A 15,419-nucleotide genomic window follows, 5' to 3' on the forward strand; every position below is an offset into this window, starting at 1 on the left:
AATGTGTTAGCCGGCAAATTAATCAGCCGACCGTTGACGGCGAGTTCTAGCATTGCCATGCGATCGAGCAATTGCTCGGTCACGTCATTTTTTTTTGAATCAAACTGCGAAACTTCGACCCGCAGCGCTCCTTTAATTGAAAGGCGATCGCCCGCAGCCGGCAATGTCGTCTTAAAAACGGGGTCATCAATAAATTGAATGCCGATTTGGGTTCCTTTTCCCAAAATGTCGAGGGTTCCTTGGCTGAGATAAGGAATTAGATCGAGCGTGTTTGCACGGTTCCCGTAATTCTGGATAACTTCGGTATTTTTCCACTGCCACGGGTCGGCGGCAGAATTTCGCACAAACAGCATTAACTGGCACTTTGGGTACTGACCGTTAAGCGCCGAGATTTCCGATACTTTGTCGGCAAGCGTGGAATTTCGTTTGAGAGCCGGTGCCGGTGTCTGAATGCCCAAGCTCGGTAAATGGTAAGTAGCTACTAATTGTTCTAGATAAATTGCAGCACCGCAGTTTTCCCAAGATAAGTGTGCTGTTTCGGCGGCAGGTAATCCGAGTGTCGCGATATAACCCGCAATCGCCGCTTTGATAGGTGCAACAAGGGTATTCGTATCAAAAATTGTTTGGATACTGCTGTTGGCTTTAAGTGGCTCAAACAGAAACGGAAAAGTATATTCGGGCATTTTTTAAGTCAACAAATATTCTTTAGGCGTGATTGTAATACCCGTATCTGTAACTTCGCGGGTAAAAGGCAGTGTGAAACTGCCGCTAACAGTTCCGTTAGTTGCGTTAACGCTGGCGCTGATATTTTTAGTTTTGTTAGGGTTTTTAGAATCGTCGTTTTGAGTCGCCAGAATGAAGCTCAAAACCTCTAAAAAGTAATCTAAAGAATTAGCTGCGGTAAACTTGCCGCCCGTGCCAGGGGTGAAAGTTCCGGTTAAAAAGCTTTCGGTTTTGCCAACAAAATTCAATCCCGTTCCTGTAAATTTCACGGGCGCGGTAAAGTCGCCAGTAAATAGCAGCGCGTCACTGTCATAATTACCAGAAACAAAACTATTAACGTTGTTGCCTGCTGCTTCTAATCCTTGGAAATACTCTATCAATTGAAAGAATTGTGTTTCGGCAGTAGTGCCTTTAATTGTTCCATTTACGCCAGCAATAGTAATAGTCATAATAGCCTGTAAGCCTTACTCTGAGCTGTTTTCAGTATAGCGCAAAATTTTTACAGGGTTATAGGGTTGAATTTTTAATATAAGAAAAAAAGAGTAGTCAAACCCGCGCAGAAAGGTCAAATTAGAAACATCCCATTACAAGAATTTTTTATGGCTCGATACGCAGATATTAATAGAGCAGAAGAGTTGATGGCCGCTAAAACTAAATTAGAAGCTTGGCGGCGACTGGATGCAGCCGCAAAACGAGCGGCATATCAAGCTGCTCGGCTCGGTCTCAAGATTAACGTTGGTTCGAGCTTGGGATGGATCAAACCTTTTGGCGAGACAAACAACTTTTACTGGGAAACTAAAATTCTTGCCGTTCCAACTGCTGCGCCCAAACCTGAAAAAGAAGAAAATAACAACAGCTTAATTACTAATGTCCGTACTGCTGTTATTGGTGCTGGAGCTGCTGCAGACACAAAACCGACAACTGCTAACGTGTCAATTAAAAGAGCGAGGAAAATTGAACTTGCTCGCGTCCTGTGCACTGTTGCCAAAGCTCAAACCAAAGATGCTATTAGTCGAACCACTGGCAAGCCTTACACGCTGGTTGAGACTGATACTGTTAGCTGCGCTTTCGGTCAAACCGAAGGGGCCGACAATGAAAAAGCCGTCCAAGACGGTATTCGCGCAGCGTTAAAACTTACTCAATCAACAGCCCGCATCTCGTTTAAACCTCAAGGGTACGTAGGTTAATTAATAATGCCGAATCTTGACTCTAAAACTTTATGGCTTCCTGGTATGGACGAATCAATGATATTCCTGCCAGAAGAAATAGAAGATTTGCTTTGTATCCTGCCTACCAGTGACGCAACTGAAAACGAGCAAGATGCGGCATTATTAGTTAACAAATCTTCTTGCGAGCTGTTAACAAATCAAATAGAAGTCGATACTTACATGGACGTCTTGGACTCTGTAGGTATTGACCCAAGATTCCATATGCGGCGCGCTTTATGGGTTGTCGCTAATTTAGATTTATGAGCTTATTAGTTGAACTAGATAATGCTCAAAATTGGATACAAAGCGATTCGCAAGCTTTTAGCGGCAACCCTATACCTGATTACGTACCGCCCTATCAATTTGAAAAACACATTCTAGCAATATATGTGACAAATCCAGAACCCGATCAGAATTGGAAGTTTGGTGGATTTCTTAATCAAAAAATTAGGCTTGGTGTCGGGCCTTCCCAAGGAGCGGAATCAGTTAGTGGTCGAAAGTTGTGGTTAAACAGAACGCAACTGTTTATTTTTCCCAAGCTGACCACAACTTACACACTAAAATTTTCATTCCCTTACTGGTTCAATCAAGCAAGCCTTACCATTTGGGAATATTGGGGCCCCGAGGCGGACACCATAACAAACGCTATAGGGTCAGTGCATAGTAGCGTTTTACGCAGTGAAAACAAAATCAACTTATTGCTAGATCAACATTCTTTGTGAAAAACCTTACTGATATCGCTTCGTTAGTTGGAACATTCTTAACGTCGCTGATTAGTTTAATTGTTTTGTGGAATGTTACGCGCGGCATTCTGACTCTTTTAGCTAATATTCAACGTAAACTCACTGTACTTCGGAGTTTGTACATAAGTCAAAGAGCGGAAGTTCGTGATATACAGAATTATCTTAAAATCCATCACGGATATCATGTGCGCGGAGGAATACATGAAATTCAAGATGATTTATTAAACGAGTACAACAATGAAAACACGGGATTCTAAGTGGACAAATACTCGTATCGTTTCACTATTGCTAGTTTAAATGTTTCCGTAATAATGTTGGTGGCTGCGGGGACAGTTTTAGTTTTTCAAAAAGAGAATGCTACGGCCTTAATTCCTTTCTTAGCGCCAATTTTAACTTTATTGGGCGGTTTGCTAGTTTCTCCCCCTAAAACGCAACATGACCATAGACAAAGCTAAACAACTTTTAGAAGCTGTTAATCCTAGCAAGTGTCAATTGCTAGATTGCTTAGAAGATTTGGCTAAAGAGTATGGATACATTCAGGGTATGACTATTTGTAATTTGCGAGATTTAGTATCAGGTCGCAAAACACTTGCAGAAATTCAAAATCTAATCGAACAAATTAAGCAAAAAATAAAATGCACAAATTAATTTTTACGATGCAGTTAGCTCAGTCTGTAGAGTTGATTTACGGAAATTTGCAACTATACTATCCCGACGGAAAGGCGATCGACTATCTTGCAACTTCTGGCTGTGCTGACTACCAGCGACCGGGCGATGAATGGGTAAGGGGGAAAGGCCCGATTCCCGCTGGTCAATATGAAATCCCTACTGAAGGGTATTGGCTAGACACGCGGGGAGTCGAGGGACTATTTTTTCACATCACGCCTGACCCAGTAGTGTCTAGTTACGGGATGCGGGCGGAGTTAGGCGTGCACTTTGACGCAAACGTACCCGGTACGGCTGGCTGCATTGGTATTGTCAGGGAATTCGGGTGGCGGCGGTTTTGCGATCGGCTCGCGTCGATCGCAGAATTGGGCGTGAAGTCTTTGCCGTTGACGGTGAAATATTAGCTTTAAAACACTACATCTAGTGTTGCAATGAAGCTGCATTAACACTAGATATAGCGTTATCAATCCCTGATAGGGTTTTGGGTGGTAGTACCAGCGTGTAAGACTGCCCTTTTTTCAATCCCTGACAGGGAGACGCTGGGAGGCTGGCATCCCCTGGCCTGTGCAGCGCAGTTATTGCCAGCCATCAAAATACTAACATCAGTGTGTGGGGATTCAATCTAGATATTTTCCCGGTTGTTTTAAAGAACCAAATATGAATGCCCCAGTTTTGGGGACGGAACCCGGGGCGCAGCAGGCTTGCAGGCTCCAACAGACTTGAGATGAAAGTAGTCAGAAGGCAGGCTGTCGTCAGGCCCTGGAGCCAGAGAGCTTATTTCTCCCTATAATTGTTATTACTTTAAACAATCTTATTCCAGTATAATATTAATATATAATTTGTTAACTTCTACTTAACACTATCCGGGTAAATGAGCAATCCAACTCAACTCACCCCCGATTTCACGATCGGACATCTGCCGTGTCACGACTTCCAAGTGAGCGCTGCAACTCCAGGACAGGTAGTGGCTGAAAGATTTGAGCAAGAACCCGACCTGCCGGGAGTCATTATTACTCATGAATCACAGATATTGGGCATGATTTCTCGCGTCAAATTTCGAGAGCAAATGAGTTTTCCCGATCGCGTAGAACTTTATGGGTCACACCCGATTCGAGCCTTGTTAGATTTTATTAGAATTCCGCCTTTGCTACTTTCGGAAAACTGGAAAGTTGATGATGCCGTGCAAGCGTCTTTCAACAGGCACAAAAACTTGATTTATGAACCGATTATTGTGGTAAGGGAAGACCAGAGCCACCGCCTTTTAGACGTTCATACTCTGGTGATTGCCCAGTCACAACTTTTAGCGCAAGCTAACAAACTTATTCAAAAATACCGAGTAGAAAGACACAAGTATTTGGCACTCCTTCAACAAGAACAGGCTAAAGTTCACGAATGTAATGAGCTTTTAAAAATCCAACAACGTCAAACAGAAAAGTTGCAAAGCAATCCCAGTTCCCAGCAATTGGCACTGGTCAAACAAGCTGAAGAAATTGCTCAAATGAATCAGCGATTTGTGAGGATTGCGAAACTGATTTCTTCCGAAGGTCGCCAAGCATTTCAAGCTACTTTTCAAGGTGCTAATGCTATTTGCAACAATACAGATAAAATTTTGGGCGTGGGCAAAGCAATAGCTAATGATTTAGAAACGGTTAACCGCACTTCCCGAACCATCCGGGAGGCGATCGAACAAGTCAGGCATTTAGCAGTACAGGTGGCTGTAGTTACCAATCAAATGGGAAGTCAGCCCAGCGGTCTGAGCAAAGTGAGTCTAGAAATTGGCAGACTGGCAAGTAAAACGTTTGAATTGGGGACTCAAATGGAGCAAATTGCCAGTCGGTTTAAACTTCGAGTTCACGAACTCACGGAGGCAGCAAGAGCGGGTGCTAATGTGGCTAAATCCGTGACGATCAAGATCGATCGCGCAGAAATGGCTTTGTTAGAGTTGGAAGAATTAATAGCAGAAAAAAATTTCAATTCATTGACCGCTATCCAAGAACCTTTGGGAGTCATAAAAAGTGTTGCCGCTGATTCCTTAGTGCGAGAGATAGAACACGCCGAAGTAGCAGTTTCGGAGTTGGAAGACTTAGTTAAACATCAAGATTCCTCGCAATATCTGATTCAAAAGATTCAGCAGGCGCTGAAGTCCAAAAAGCCATAAAATATTAGCCCGAATCTAATGAAATATTACGAGAGGAAAAGAAATAAAATCAAAATAATAATTTACAATTATTCTATTTCTAGAATAATATTTGTTATACTGAAGGTGGGGAATTTTTAAATTCAGTTGTAAAAAGGCTATTTAATTAGCCCCAAAAACCGATAAAAAGTTCCAAGAAGAGTTGGAAGGACAGGTGATGTTTATGAAAATCCTGCTGGTAGAAGATGACACAGTTACAGTCAGTTTACTAACTCAAGCGCTGAACTCTCACAATTACAATGTGAATGCGGCAGCAGACGGTGAAACAGCCTTGCAGTTGGTGCAGGCATACGATTACGACCTGATTGTTTTGGATGTGCTGATTCCTAAACTCGACGGCATTAGTTTGTGTCGAAAATTGCGATCGTCCGGCTGCCAAATGCCGATTTTACTGCTGACAGCGCTAGATAGCAGCAACGATCGAGTTCAAGGTTTAGAGGCGGGTGCAGACGATTATGTGGTCAAACCCTTTAATCTCGAAGAATTAATCGCTCGGATTCGGGCTTTGCTGCGCCGGGGCAAGGCAACTTTGTCGAGTACAAATTTGACCTGGGAAAAACTGCAAGTCAACCCGGACACTACGGAAGTAAGTTATGCCGAACAAGTGCTGCACTTGACTCCCAAAGAGTACAATTTGCTGGAACTTTTCCTGAGAAATCCCCGGCGTATTTTCAGCCGCAGCGCCATCCTCGATCGCATTTGGTCTGCCGGCGAATTTCCTCAAGAAGAAGCCGTTACCGCTCACATCAAGGGGCTGCGGCACAAGCTGAAAGCAGCCGGGATGACTGTAGATTTAGTGGAAACCGTGTACGGATTGGGCTATCGGCTCAAAAGTCTGCCGGAGGAGATTGAGACCCAACAAGTTGGGCAGGAAAGGGCAGAAACTGCTAAAACTCAAGAGACTTTATCTACTGCATCCAGCGGGTCGAGCCAGGAATTAAACAATGACGACCGCCGCCTCAAAGTCCTGAATATGGTTGCCAAAATGCGGGAAAATTTAAAAGCCAATTTTAGAGAAAAGGTGGCGATATTCGAGGGCGCGATCGCTCAACTGAAAAGCGGAACCTTGGAGGACGAACTGCGGCGGGAAGCTCAGGATCAAGCTCACAAATTAGTCGGTTCTTTGGGAACTTTAGGGCTGCCGAAAGGTTCGGAAGTTGCGCGAAAGATCGAACATTTGTTCAAGGCTGAAAACATCTTGAAACCGAGGACTGCTCAGAAGATTGAGGAATTTCTGCATTTGCTCAAACAAATCTTCGATCGCCCGCCGCCCGAACCTGAAAGCGATTTGGTTGCTCAGCTTTCCCAACAGCGCCACATCCTGATCGTTGATGATGATACTTTTGGGAGCGCTCGACTGAAAATAGCAGCATCCGGTTCTGGCTTCCACATAGAAGTCGCCAACTCTCCGCAAGCGGCAAGAAGTGCGATTTATCAACAGCCTCCCGATGCGATTTTGCTGGATTTGACCTTTTCCAGAACTCAGGAAAACGGACTTACTCTGCTAGCCGAACTCCGCAGTGAAAAACCAGACATTCCGGTGATGGTTTTTAGCGCGAACAATCAATTGAGCGATCGAATAGAAGTTGCTCGTTTGGGAGCTTCCGGCTTTTTACACAAATCGATACCCCCAGCAGATATACTCAAAGCAGTCGGCCAAGTTCTAGACCAGACAGGCCCTGCTGCTGAAGCTAAAGTTATGGTGGTAGACGATGACGTGCATCTATTGGCTGCACTGAAAATGATTCTACAACCTTGGGGTTTTCAAGTAACAACATTGGACGATCCCGAAAAGTTCTGGGAGGTACTCGAAACGACTTGTCCGGATTTGCTAATTTTAGATGTGGAGATGCCCGGTTACAGCGGTATCGAGCTGTGTTTGGCAGTTCGCAACGATTTGCGCTGGAGCAAGCTCCCCGTGCTATTTTTGACAGCTCATTCCGAGTCGGAAACCGTGCGCCAAATGTTTGTCGCAGGTGCTGACGACTACGTGAATAAGCCGATCGTGAAACCGGAATTAATTGCTCGCCTCCTGAATCGTTTGGAGCGGACTCAACTCAGAAATAGACTGGCTCAGGCACAGCGCTAATCCGATTTGAGATTTGAGATTTGAGATAAAAGAATTGGGAATGAATGATGATAGTTATGGTTTCGAGTTTACCTACAGTTGCATTCTTTTTAACTGGTATAACTAGGAGGAAATATGTAGTGCGCGTCCGAAACGACTCAGAAAGCCTTAGCCAAGACTTGGGATTGTTTGGTTGTGCGACTCCGACGCGGTGGCGTTGATTGATGTTTGCCCGATCGTCAAGAACACAGGCTAATTTATAGAAGTATTAATCACATAAAATCAATGGTATTGCCCTCAGACACAGCCACTCTCAATAACAGCGACTGCGAACTAATTTACGCCCCCGGTTCGATTCAACCTCACGGCATCCTTTTGGTGCTGGAATCTCCTGTGTTGAAAATTTTGCAAGTTAGCAACAATACTTTTGAGGCTCTCGGCATTTACCCCGAAGAACTTTTGGGCAAATTTTTACAGGAATTTGTGGAGACTGAGGAAATTGAGGCTATTGAAAAAGCTTTATTTGAAAAAGACCAACAACGTAACGCTATCAGATTATCATTCAAACGTCAAAACCGCCAGTCTTTTTTTGAGGGGACGCTGCATCAATCTAGTTCAGCATTAATTGTTGAACTAGAGTCGGTTGTTTCCCCGAAAAAGAGCGATTCTTTCAATTGTTATAATTTAGTCCAAGAGCCGATCGACAAAATCCACAAAACACCAAACCTGCAAGTGCTGTGTCAGACAGCAGTTGCAGAAGTGCGGAGGATGATCGGTTTCGATCGAGCGATCGTCTATAAATTTGATGCCACCGGTGCGGGGGAAGTTGTCGCCGAAGACAAAGTAGAAAGTTTGGCTCCTTTATTCGGACTGCACTATCCGGCTACCGATATTCCCCCCCTGGCAAGAAACCTGTTCAACATGAATTTAATTCGGTTTATTCCCGATATTAACGGTCAGCCTGTAGAACTAATTCCTCACTGCAATCCGTTGACCGGTCGCCCCCTGGATATGGCCTGTTCTTTGTTGAGAACAGTTTCCCCTTGCCACGTTCAATATCTCAAAAATATGAACGTTGCCGCTAGCATGACCCTGACATTAATCAAAGATAAAAAAGTCTGGGGATTGCTCGCCTGTCACCATCCAACACGAAAGTATGTAAACTACGAAACAAGAACGGCTTGCGAAATGCTAGCAAAGTTTGTGAATCTAGAACTCAGCTACAAACAAGATAGCGAAGACTGGAAATATGCAATTTATTTAAAAGAAATTAGCCATAAATTTGTCACCAAAATTTCTCAATCACACAGCTTTGTCGAAGGTTTACTTAAATCCCAAGATGAATTGCTGGCATTAGTGGGCGCTACAGGTGGAGTTGTGTGTGCCAATGAAAATTTAACAACCATCGGCAAAACGCCGGAATTGGGAGATATCAAACAGTTAATTGCTTGGATAAAAACTCAAACAAATAATGATATCTTTCATACAGATTGTCTCTCTAAACTGTATCGACCATCCGATAAGTTTAAAGAAGTTGCTAGCGGTTTGCTGGTGCTTGCCATGTCCGAGATGCAAAATTATTACATTTTGTGGTTCCGTCCCGAAGCAATTCAAACTGTCAACTGGGCTGGTCAACCAGACGGGCCAATTGAATTTAAACCGGATGACAGCCGGCCGAGGTCTCCTCGCACTTCCTTTGAGTTGTGGCAAGAAACTGTGAGATCAAAATCTTTGCCTTGGCAGCGGTGCGAAATCGAAATAGCCCGAGAACTTCGAGTGGCGATTACTAGCATGGAGTTGCGAAAAACCAATCAGCAGCTTAGCTTAGCTTTGTCGGCTACCAAAATCGGATTTTGGGACTGGGACTTGCAGAAAAATCGCATTGTTTGGTCGAGGGAACACGAAGAGTTGTATGGGTTGGCACCGGGAACTTTTGGCGGAACTTATCAAAATTTTGCAGCTTGCGTTCACCCAGAAGATTTAAATAATATTCAGAATGTTATAAATCAGGCGATCGCCCAGCGAGGAGATTTCTGTAACGAAAACCGCGTGGTTTGGCCCGACGGCAGCATTCACTGGATTGAGGGGAAAGGTAAGTTTTTTTACAACGAAGCAGGCGATGCAGTGCGGATGGTGGGGACAGTTACAGAAATTACCGATCGCAAAGCTAGAGAATTACAGTTGCGCCTGTTGGAATCAGCAGTCACCACCACTAACGACGCCGTGTTAATTACGGAAGCTGAACCGATTCACGAACCGGGCCCGCGAATTCTTTATGTCAACCCAGCTTTCACGCGGATGACTGGCTATACGCTAGAAGAAGTTTTGGGCAAAACCCCGCGCATCTTGCAAGGAGAAAAAACAGACGGCGCCAGTCTCGATCGAATTCGGACAGCTTTGGAAACCTGGCAGTCGGTGCGGGTTGACTTGATCAATTACCGCAAAGACGGGACGGAATTTTGGGTAGAAATGAGCATTGTGCCCATAGCAGACGAAAATGGTGAGTTTACCCACTGGGTATCAGTGCACCGCGATATTAGCGATCGCAAACTTGCTGAAGCCGCCCTCCAACAGCTCAACGAACGGTTAGAAATGCGAGTTTTGCAGCGAACCAGAGAACTAGAAAGTTCTCAAGCAGAACTCCGGGAAAGTGAAGCTTTATTTCGCTCTCTGAGCGAGAGTTCCCCCGTGGGCATTTTCAAAATCGATACTGAAGGGAAATGTACCTATACAAATCCCCGCTGTCAAGCAATTGGCGGCTTCACGCCCGCAGCAGCTTTAGGAGACGGCTGGATGCAGTTTGTTCACCGCGAAGACATCCAACTAATTCTGTCTAAGTGGTCGAAATCGCGATCGCTAGATGGGGAATTTTCCTGCAAATTCCGCCACATCCAGCGAGACGGAACCATCCGGTTTTGTCGGCTTAAAACAGCTCCGATTTTTTCCGACAGATCTCAACTAATTGGTCACGTAGGCACAGTCACAGATATCACAGAAAGTCTGGCAATTGAAAAAATGAAAAATGAGTTTATTTCGATTGTCAGCCACGAACTGAGAACTCCGCTTGCCTCCATTCGCGGTTCTTTAGGTTTGCTGGCGGCTGGGGTACTGAAAAATAAACCGGAAACTGCCAAACAGATGTTAGAAATCGCTTCGAGCGATACCGAACGGTTAGTGCGTTTGGTCAACGATATTCTAGACTTAGAGCGGCTCGATTCGAGCCAAGTTATCCTCGTGAAGCAGTGGTGCGATGCCCAGGTTTTGATGCGGAAGTCTGCGGAAGCTGTGCTGTCTGTGGCTGCTGAAAATAACATTAATTTGTCGATTTTGCCCGAAACAGCCCAAATTTGGGCTGACCCCGACAGAATCGTTCAACTGCTGGTAAATTTGTTGAGCAATGCGATTAAATTCTCCGCTCCAGGGAGTACAGTAACTGTCAGGGTTGAAGATTTGGGCGATTCCCTACAGGATAGCTACGCTTCACGGGTTTTATTTGAAGTTAAAGATCGAGGGCGGGGGATTCCTGCAGATAAACTAGAAACTATCTTTGGACGGTTTCAACAAGTCGATGCTTCTGACTCCCGCCAAAAAGGAGGTACGGGTTTGGGTTTGGCTATCTGTCGCAGCATAGTACAGCAGCACGGCGGCAGAATTTGGGTCGAAAGTGTTGTCTCACAAGGCTGCAGTTTCTATTTCACAGTGCCTGCACCGTTGGAAGGCGAAGGGGGAAAAAGTTTGGAGGTTTGAGATTGCTTTGATCAGATCTCGCGAAAGCTAACTTTCCTCGCCACGCACGCCGTTAGGATGATTTTGGGAGGGCTATATGTCAATTTTTATGTTCTCGGTTTAAGTAGGTAAGTGGCAAAATATAGCAACCGCCAATAAAATTAGGACGCTCTTAATTGCTGAAATCCTTAATTTTCTTCCTTCTTCCTTCTTCCTTCTTCCTTCTTCCTTCTTCCTTCTTCCTTCTTCCTTCTTCCTTCAACATCTGCTATATCTGTGAAGAAACCGGGTTGATGAGGCAGCGTGCGTAAGTCCTCTTTTGGTTTACCAGAAAGAATTGGTTTAAAGCCCCAAGCCTGATCGGGAGAAATTAAAAGAAGACTATTCATTACTCCAATCCTCTTCCTTCCAGGTAGAGGTCGCTATCCCAGGTCAACTGTCAACTGTCAACTGTCAACTGTCAACTGTCAACTGTCAACTGTCAACTGTCAACTGTCAACTGAAGATGATTAATTTAAAATTAGAGTTTTAATTATGTCAGCAAAGCGCATTCTGGTCATCGATGATGAAAAAAACCTCTGCAGCGTGATTCAGGCTTGTCTGGAACATTTAGGCGGCTGGATTGTACTAAGCGCGCCCGACGGCAGCCAAGGATTGCTGTTAGCTGAAACTCAACTTCCTGACGCTATTCTGCTAGATGTGATGATGCCGGATATGGACGGACTTACTCTGTTTGGTTTGCTGCAAAACAATGTGGCTACTCGGGGGATTCCGGTGATTTTCCTGACGGCTAAGGTGCAGGCGATGGATTTGAGCGAATTTGCTGATTTGGGGGTAGCGGGGGTGATTGCCAAGCCTTTCGATCCTTTGAGTTTGGCACAGCAAGTGGCGGAAATTCTGGGTTGGGAACCGTTGCTTTAAACTGAGAGAAAATGCGATCGCGTCATTGGTTATACCCCTTCAAAAATATCTTGCTACAATTTTCAATCTTATACCTATTATTAAAAGTCGCATATCTCTATAATGACAAGGAATCCCCGTGTCCCTACATATGCTCACTTACCAATTTATGTGTAGCCTTATTTTTCCGAATTGGTATTACTTTAAACTCGGATTTCCTAGAAGTTGCAAAGATGATCTCAGGGAGTAGGGGTTTTTTGTTACCTAAAAAGCCGATCGGCTATCACCGTATTTCAAAGGCAGAATAACTCCTCCAGAAGTTACGCACACTTGCCTCAAGAACGGGTTTTTTTAACGCGAAATCACAGATGTAGCGAAGTTTTTTGGTAAAAACCCCCCGTTTCTGCCTGCTAATCCAAGATTTACGCAGGCTTCCCTCAGAAACCGGGTTTTTTAAGCCAGGAACACAGATGCAGCTAAGTTTTTTGGTAAAAAACCCGGGTTTCTACCTAACTGTTGTAATCTCTGCTTCGGCAAAAGTAGATTTATCAAAAAAAATGATGGTCTTCATAATTTCCTCATATTTTTTAGATAAAGTTTACTCGAAGCTCTGGATCTGAAGGTCGATCGCACTTTCAGCACCATTCCGCTGCCAAAGATCGAACCTGTTGTCAGGAGAGTTCGGGGCAGTGATGGTACTTTCGATTAACTGGTGCCCCAGCACAATCAACCTAAATAAGTCAGGATCTAGGCCCTGCATACCAAACAAACTGGATTTTTTAACCGGGAAAAACGGAGTTTCTGCGCCAGTCCTCTAAGTGTTGGCAGGATAACTCAATGCTACAAAAATTAATAACTGAAGATGTGATTCGCGCTCTCGAATAACACCCCAAAAATAAGTCGGTCGTTTGATCAAGAGCCAAACTCGCAATTGCCACTAACAGGCAAAGCCAAGTCTCAGTAAGTTTTTGAAAGAGTGTGGAGATTTTTTAAATGTCTGATCAGCTATCTTATAAAGGTAACAACCAGATTCTGTGCTATTACGCAAATGTTACCAACCTAGTTCAGGTGCTTCGGATTGGGAACATTCCTAATTGGTACTTTGAAAGAGTGATGTTTCCGGGACAGCGACTGATGTTTGAAGCTGCTGCAGAAGCAGTCTTAGAAATTCACACTGGTACGGTGGCAAGTGCTATTTTATCGGACAAGATTCCCTGCTACGTGCTGCGGGTTATAGAAGAGGTAAGTTCCGAGTTTGAGCTGGTGATTACCGAAGAACGATTGGCGGTATTAGCCGGTTAAAATTCATGAGAAATCAGACGAGATCGAGAACGACCACAAAAATATTAGTTAACGAGTGTTTGGGGACGGGGAAAATGCAGAAAAATATTGTCAATATTACCTTAGCTGTAGTCACAGAGGAAGTAGAAATTATCTTGGAGTCTTATCCGAAGCACCCCTACCAACAAGCTTTTTCGCCTTCGGGATTGCGACAAGATTTAATTGCTTATGTGCTCAGCCGAGTTCCTAATAGATATACTGCGATCGACTCCGGCGAGTCTGTGTCAAACCAAACAGTCCAGGTTCGCTGTTCTTCAGAGCAGTTGCTACACATAGAAAATTTGATTCATACTGGCATTCGCGACGTGCTGCACAGCTATCACAAGATAGATTACCACCTGCCTGAAGAAGTTAAATTTGATTCGAGAGTTGCTAGTTGGTTTTGATAGTTTCTCGTAAATGAGGGAGACGCCGAGATTCTCGGCACTCTCGGTTGGGCGAGGTGGAATTGTGTACTGACTCGATGGTTCAAGACTTTTGGTAATCGCAGCAGCAGTTGCACGGGCCATTGGGATTGACAGCACAGCGCAGAATTTCCGATCGAGCATTAAAGCGACAGCTAGCATCTCCGATAACCCAGATGCCGCTTACAAAAGTTCTTTCCGTCGGCGGTGTGGCCGACTGCACATACAGGGCAATTTTTTGCAGTCGGTAGCGGCCGGATTTGAGTTGATAGCGGTGGTGGCGTTCCAAGACAGCGTAGGTTTCTCCCTCTAAATCTAGATGGTTCCCCGGTTGTGGCGTCCAATCCAGCCGAATGCTACCTAAATATTGGCGGGGGTGAGAGAGAATCACCTCTACGGGTAAAGTATTTTGTTCCACTTGGCGGTGCGTTCGCGAACTGAACTAAAGGGGCAAATAGTTGCCTAAACCGACATTTTCTTCATCTAGAAAGATAACTTCTTCTAGAGAGAGTAATTTCGGTTGAGGCGCTCAACTTAACTATAGAACCTTTGGCGATCGGGGGATAGCCGACTAACCAACAGGGTAGGAAATACGCTTCAACTCGCTTTAGGTAAGTGACATACTCCTACGCCAACTGAGTACAGTATGGTGTAGGCTTCTCAGCGACTCCAGCTATTGCTTCGGACATTGACTGAGCTTTAAGAACGGGATGACCCACCGCCCTATTTTTTATATTGATAGCTGCATTGTGATGACGGTCAAGACTACATCCACAATGTGGGTAGTCGTGCCATCTTTCATGCAGCTTTTTTGGTACTTTTTCACCGCAACTAGAGCAATCTTGTGAAGTATTGTAGGCACTTACTGTGACTACCAACTTTCCCAGCATTTACGGCTTTATTTGTGAGAATCGACAGAAAGCTTGACCACCCAGCATCTAACACAGATTTAGCTAGTTTTGTACGAGCGAGTCCCTTAACATTCAAATCTTCAACTACAACAACATCATATTTTTTCAAAAGATTATTAGCAGTTTTGAAATGAAAGTCTTTACGTTTATCCGCTACTTTCTTGTGACATTTCCCCAGTTGTTTAACTGCTTTTTGCCTGCGGTTACTGCCTTTTTTACGACGCGAGACTCGCTTTTGAATAGTTCGCAGGCGCTTTTGAGCTTTGCGGTAATGTTGAGGAATTGCCACAGTCTCGTTTTCTGATGTTGTCAAGAAATCCTTCAGCCCAACATCAATTCCAACAATCTTTTGAGGATTGAAATCAGGTTTAATCTCAGGGACTGTTGAATCTTCCAAACTGAGAGTGACATAGTACCCGTCAGCTTTTTTGGTAATAGAGACGGTTTTGATTTTGAGGTAGTCCTGCATAGCAAGGAAAATTAAGGGTTTTAATTGATAGATAAACTGGCGTTATACTCATGAATAAAATAC

General features: G+C 44.4%; 18 protein-coding genes. 11 read left to right on the forward strand and 7 right to left on the reverse strand.

Annotated features, from left to right (window positions below):
• Together QUA58_RS28660 and QUA58_RS28665 are read right to left on the reverse strand one after the other, a co-directional pair.
• The coding region (locus QUA58_RS28660; protein ID WP_333397502.1) for a hypothetical protein at nucleotides 1–683 on the reverse strand (683 nt) is incomplete at its 3' end.
• Nucleotides 684–686: 3 nt separating this feature from the next.
• The gene (locus tag QUA58_RS28665; RefSeq protein WP_333249568.1) at nucleotides 687–1,172 is read right to left on the reverse strand and encodes a hypothetical protein; all 486 of its coding nucleotides are present in this window, start codon (nucleotides 1,170–1,172) and stop codon (nucleotides 687–689) included.
• Between the two features lie 150 nt (nucleotides 1,173–1,322).
• On the opposite strand from QUA58_RS28665, the gene QUA58_RS28670 reads away from it, so the two are divergent.
• The 8 genes from QUA58_RS28670 (at nucleotide 1,323) to QUA58_RS28705 (ending at nucleotide 11,352) form a co-directional block, all read left to right on the forward strand.
• Nucleotides 1,323–1,910: a hypothetical protein gene (locus tag QUA58_RS28670; RefSeq protein ID WP_333249570.1), complete on the forward strand. Its 588-nt coding sequence runs from the start codon at nucleotides 1,323–1,325 to the stop codon at nucleotides 1,908–1,910.
• A gap of 6 nt (nucleotides 1,911–1,916) precedes the next feature.
• Nucleotides 1,917–2,195, forward strand: a complete 279-nt coding sequence (locus QUA58_RS28675) for a hypothetical protein (protein ID WP_333249572.1) — start codon at nucleotides 1,917–1,919, stop codon at nucleotides 2,193–2,195.
• The gene (locus QUA58_RS28680; protein ID WP_333249574.1) at nucleotides 2,192–2,653 is read left to right on the forward strand and encodes a hypothetical protein; all 462 of its coding nucleotides are present in this window, start codon (nucleotides 2,192–2,194) and stop codon (nucleotides 2,651–2,653) included. Before QUA58_RS28675 ends, QUA58_RS28680 begins: the two co-directional genes overlap by 4 nt.
• 456 nt (nucleotides 2,654–3,109) lie before the next feature.
• Nucleotides 3,110–3,322: a hypothetical protein gene (locus tag QUA58_RS28685; protein WP_333249576.1), complete on the forward strand. Its 213-nt coding sequence runs from the start codon at nucleotides 3,110–3,112 to the stop codon at nucleotides 3,320–3,322.
• On the forward strand, nucleotides 3,310–3,744 hold the full coding sequence (locus tag QUA58_RS28690; RefSeq protein ID WP_333249578.1) for a hypothetical protein: 435 nt from the start codon (nucleotides 3,310–3,312) through the stop codon (nucleotides 3,742–3,744). Before QUA58_RS28685 ends, QUA58_RS28690 begins: the two co-directional genes overlap by 13 nt.
• 467 nt (nucleotides 3,745–4,211) lie before the next feature.
• Nucleotides 4,212–5,498, forward strand: a complete 1,287-nt coding sequence (locus QUA58_RS28695; protein ID WP_333249580.1) for a chemotaxis protein — start codon at nucleotides 4,212–4,214, stop codon at nucleotides 5,496–5,498.
• Between the two features lie 202 nt (nucleotides 5,499–5,700).
• Nucleotides 5,701–7,626: a response regulator gene (locus QUA58_RS28700; protein ID WP_333249582.1), complete on the forward strand. Its 1,926-nt coding sequence runs from the start codon at nucleotides 5,701–5,703 to the stop codon at nucleotides 7,624–7,626.
• A gap of 264 nt (nucleotides 7,627–7,890) precedes the next feature.
• Complete coding sequence (locus QUA58_RS28705) at nucleotides 7,891–11,352, forward strand: PAS domain S-box protein (protein WP_333249586.1); 3,462 nt, start codon at nucleotides 7,891–7,893, stop codon at nucleotides 11,350–11,352.
• A 167-nt stretch (nucleotides 11,353–11,519) separates the two neighbouring features.
• On the opposite strand, the gene QUA58_RS28710 is transcribed toward QUA58_RS28705, so the two are convergent.
• The gene (locus tag QUA58_RS28710; RefSeq protein ID WP_333397504.1) at nucleotides 11,520–11,720 is read right to left on the reverse strand and encodes a hypothetical protein; all 201 of its coding nucleotides are present in this window, start codon (nucleotides 11,718–11,720) and stop codon (nucleotides 11,520–11,522) included.
• A gap of 145 nt (nucleotides 11,721–11,865) precedes the next feature.
• Between QUA58_RS28710 and QUA58_RS28715 the strand changes: the two genes are divergently transcribed.
• Nucleotides 11,866–12,252: a response regulator gene (locus tag QUA58_RS28715; protein WP_333249589.1), complete on the forward strand. Its 387-nt coding sequence runs from the start codon at nucleotides 11,866–11,868 to the stop codon at nucleotides 12,250–12,252.
• Nucleotides 12,253–12,829: 577 nt separating this feature from the next.
• Here the strand turns inward: QUA58_RS28715 and QUA58_RS28720 are convergent.
• Nucleotides 12,830–12,991 (reverse strand): hypothetical protein, encoded by a 162-nt coding sequence (locus QUA58_RS28720; RefSeq protein ID WP_333249591.1) that lies wholly within the window; start codon nucleotides 12,989–12,991, stop codon nucleotides 12,830–12,832.
• A gap of 233 nt (nucleotides 12,992–13,224) precedes the next feature.
• On the opposite strand from QUA58_RS28720, the gene QUA58_RS28725 reads away from it, so the two are divergent.
• Both QUA58_RS28725 and QUA58_RS28730 read left to right on the forward strand, forming a co-directional pair.
• Nucleotides 13,225–13,533, forward strand: coding sequence for a DUF1830 domain-containing protein (locus QUA58_RS28725; RefSeq protein WP_333249593.1), 309 nt, complete (start codon nucleotides 13,225–13,227; stop codon nucleotides 13,531–13,533).
• Nucleotides 13,534–13,538: 5 nt separating this feature from the next.
• On the forward strand, nucleotides 13,539–13,958 hold the full coding sequence (locus tag QUA58_RS28730; RefSeq protein WP_333249594.1) for a late competence development ComFB family protein: 420 nt from the start codon (nucleotides 13,539–13,541) through the stop codon (nucleotides 13,956–13,958).
• Nucleotides 13,959–14,040: 82 nt separating this feature from the next.
• Here the strand turns inward: QUA58_RS28730 and QUA58_RS28735 are convergent, their stop codons facing one another.
• The 3 genes from QUA58_RS28735 to QUA58_RS28740 form a co-directional block, all read right to left on the reverse strand.
• Nucleotides 14,041–14,394 carry a DUF6464 family protein gene (locus QUA58_RS28735; RefSeq protein ID WP_333397506.1) on the reverse strand — a complete coding sequence of 118 codons (354 nt, stop codon included), beginning with the start codon at nucleotides 14,392–14,394 and terminating at the stop codon, nucleotides 14,041–14,043.
• A 208-nt stretch (nucleotides 14,395–14,602) separates the two neighbouring features.
• The gene (locus QUA58_RS31690; RefSeq protein WP_445243639.1) at nucleotides 14,603–14,866 is read right to left on the reverse strand and encodes a zinc ribbon domain-containing protein; all 264 of its coding nucleotides are present in this window, start codon (nucleotides 14,864–14,866) and stop codon (nucleotides 14,603–14,605) included.
• Nucleotides 14,808–15,356, reverse strand: coding sequence for an RNA-guided endonuclease InsQ/TnpB family protein (locus tag QUA58_RS28740; RefSeq protein WP_445301913.1), 549 nt, complete (start codon nucleotides 15,354–15,356; stop codon nucleotides 14,808–14,810). The genes QUA58_RS31690 and QUA58_RS28740 overlap by 59 nt, the downstream gene beginning before the upstream one ends.
• Nucleotides 15,357–15,419: the final 63 nt, after the last annotated feature.

It is taken from the genome of Microcoleus sp. N9_A1 (assembly GCF_036701795.1).
Lineage (GTDB): Bacteria > Cyanobacteriota > Cyanobacteriia > Cyanobacteriales > Microcoleaceae > Microcoleus.

Bases quoted from the DNA above. Each gene is read 5' to 3' on its own strand.
- QUA58_RS28665 (WP_333249568.1), bottom strand. From the start codon at position 1,172: ATGACTATTACTATTGCTGGCGTAAATGGAACAATTAAAGGCACTACT.
- QUA58_RS28670 (WP_333249570.1), top strand. From the start codon at position 1,323: ATGGCTCGATACGCAGATATTAATAGAGCAGAAGAGTTGATGGCCGCT.
- QUA58_RS28675 (WP_333249572.1), top strand. From the start codon at position 1,917: ATGCCGAATCTTGACTCTAAAACTTTATGGCTTCCTGGTATGGACGAA.
- QUA58_RS28680 (WP_333249574.1), top strand. From the start codon at position 2,192: ATGAGCTTATTAGTTGAACTAGATAATGCTCAAAATTGGATACAAAGC.
- QUA58_RS28685 (WP_333249576.1), top strand. From the start codon at position 3,110: ATGACCATAGACAAAGCTAAACAACTTTTAGAAGCTGTTAATCCTAGC.
- QUA58_RS28690 (WP_333249578.1), top strand. From the start codon at position 3,310: ATGCACAAATTAATTTTTACGATGCAGTTAGCTCAGTCTGTAGAGTTG.
- QUA58_RS28695 (WP_333249580.1), top strand. From the start codon at position 4,212: ATGAGCAATCCAACTCAACTCACCCCCGATTTCACGATCGGACATCTG.
- QUA58_RS28700 (WP_333249582.1), top strand. From the start codon at position 5,701: ATGAAAATCCTGCTGGTAGAAGATGACACAGTTACAGTCAGTTTACTA.
- QUA58_RS28705 (WP_333249586.1), top strand. From the start codon at position 7,891: ATGGTATTGCCCTCAGACACAGCCACTCTCAATAACAGCGACTGCGAA.
- QUA58_RS28710 (WP_333397504.1), bottom strand. From the start codon at position 11,720: ATGAATAGTCTTCTTTTAATTTCTCCCGATCAGGCTTGGGGCTTTAAA.
- QUA58_RS28715 (WP_333249589.1), top strand. From the start codon at position 11,866: ATGTCAGCAAAGCGCATTCTGGTCATCGATGATGAAAAAAACCTCTGC.
- QUA58_RS28720 (WP_333249591.1), bottom strand. From the start codon at position 12,991: ATGCAGGGCCTAGATCCTGACTTATTTAGGTTGATTGTGCTGGGGCAC.
- QUA58_RS28725 (WP_333249593.1), top strand. From the start codon at position 13,225: ATGTCTGATCAGCTATCTTATAAAGGTAACAACCAGATTCTGTGCTAT.
- QUA58_RS28730 (WP_333249594.1), top strand. From the start codon at position 13,539: ATGAGAAATCAGACGAGATCGAGAACGACCACAAAAATATTAGTTAAC.
- QUA58_RS31690 (WP_445243639.1), bottom strand. From the start codon at position 14,866: ATGCTGGGAAAGTTGGTAGTCACAGTAAGTGCCTACAATACTTCACAA.
- QUA58_RS28740 (WP_445301913.1), bottom strand. From the start codon at position 15,356: ATGCAGGACTACCTCAAAATCAAAACCGTCTCTATTACCAAAAAAGCT.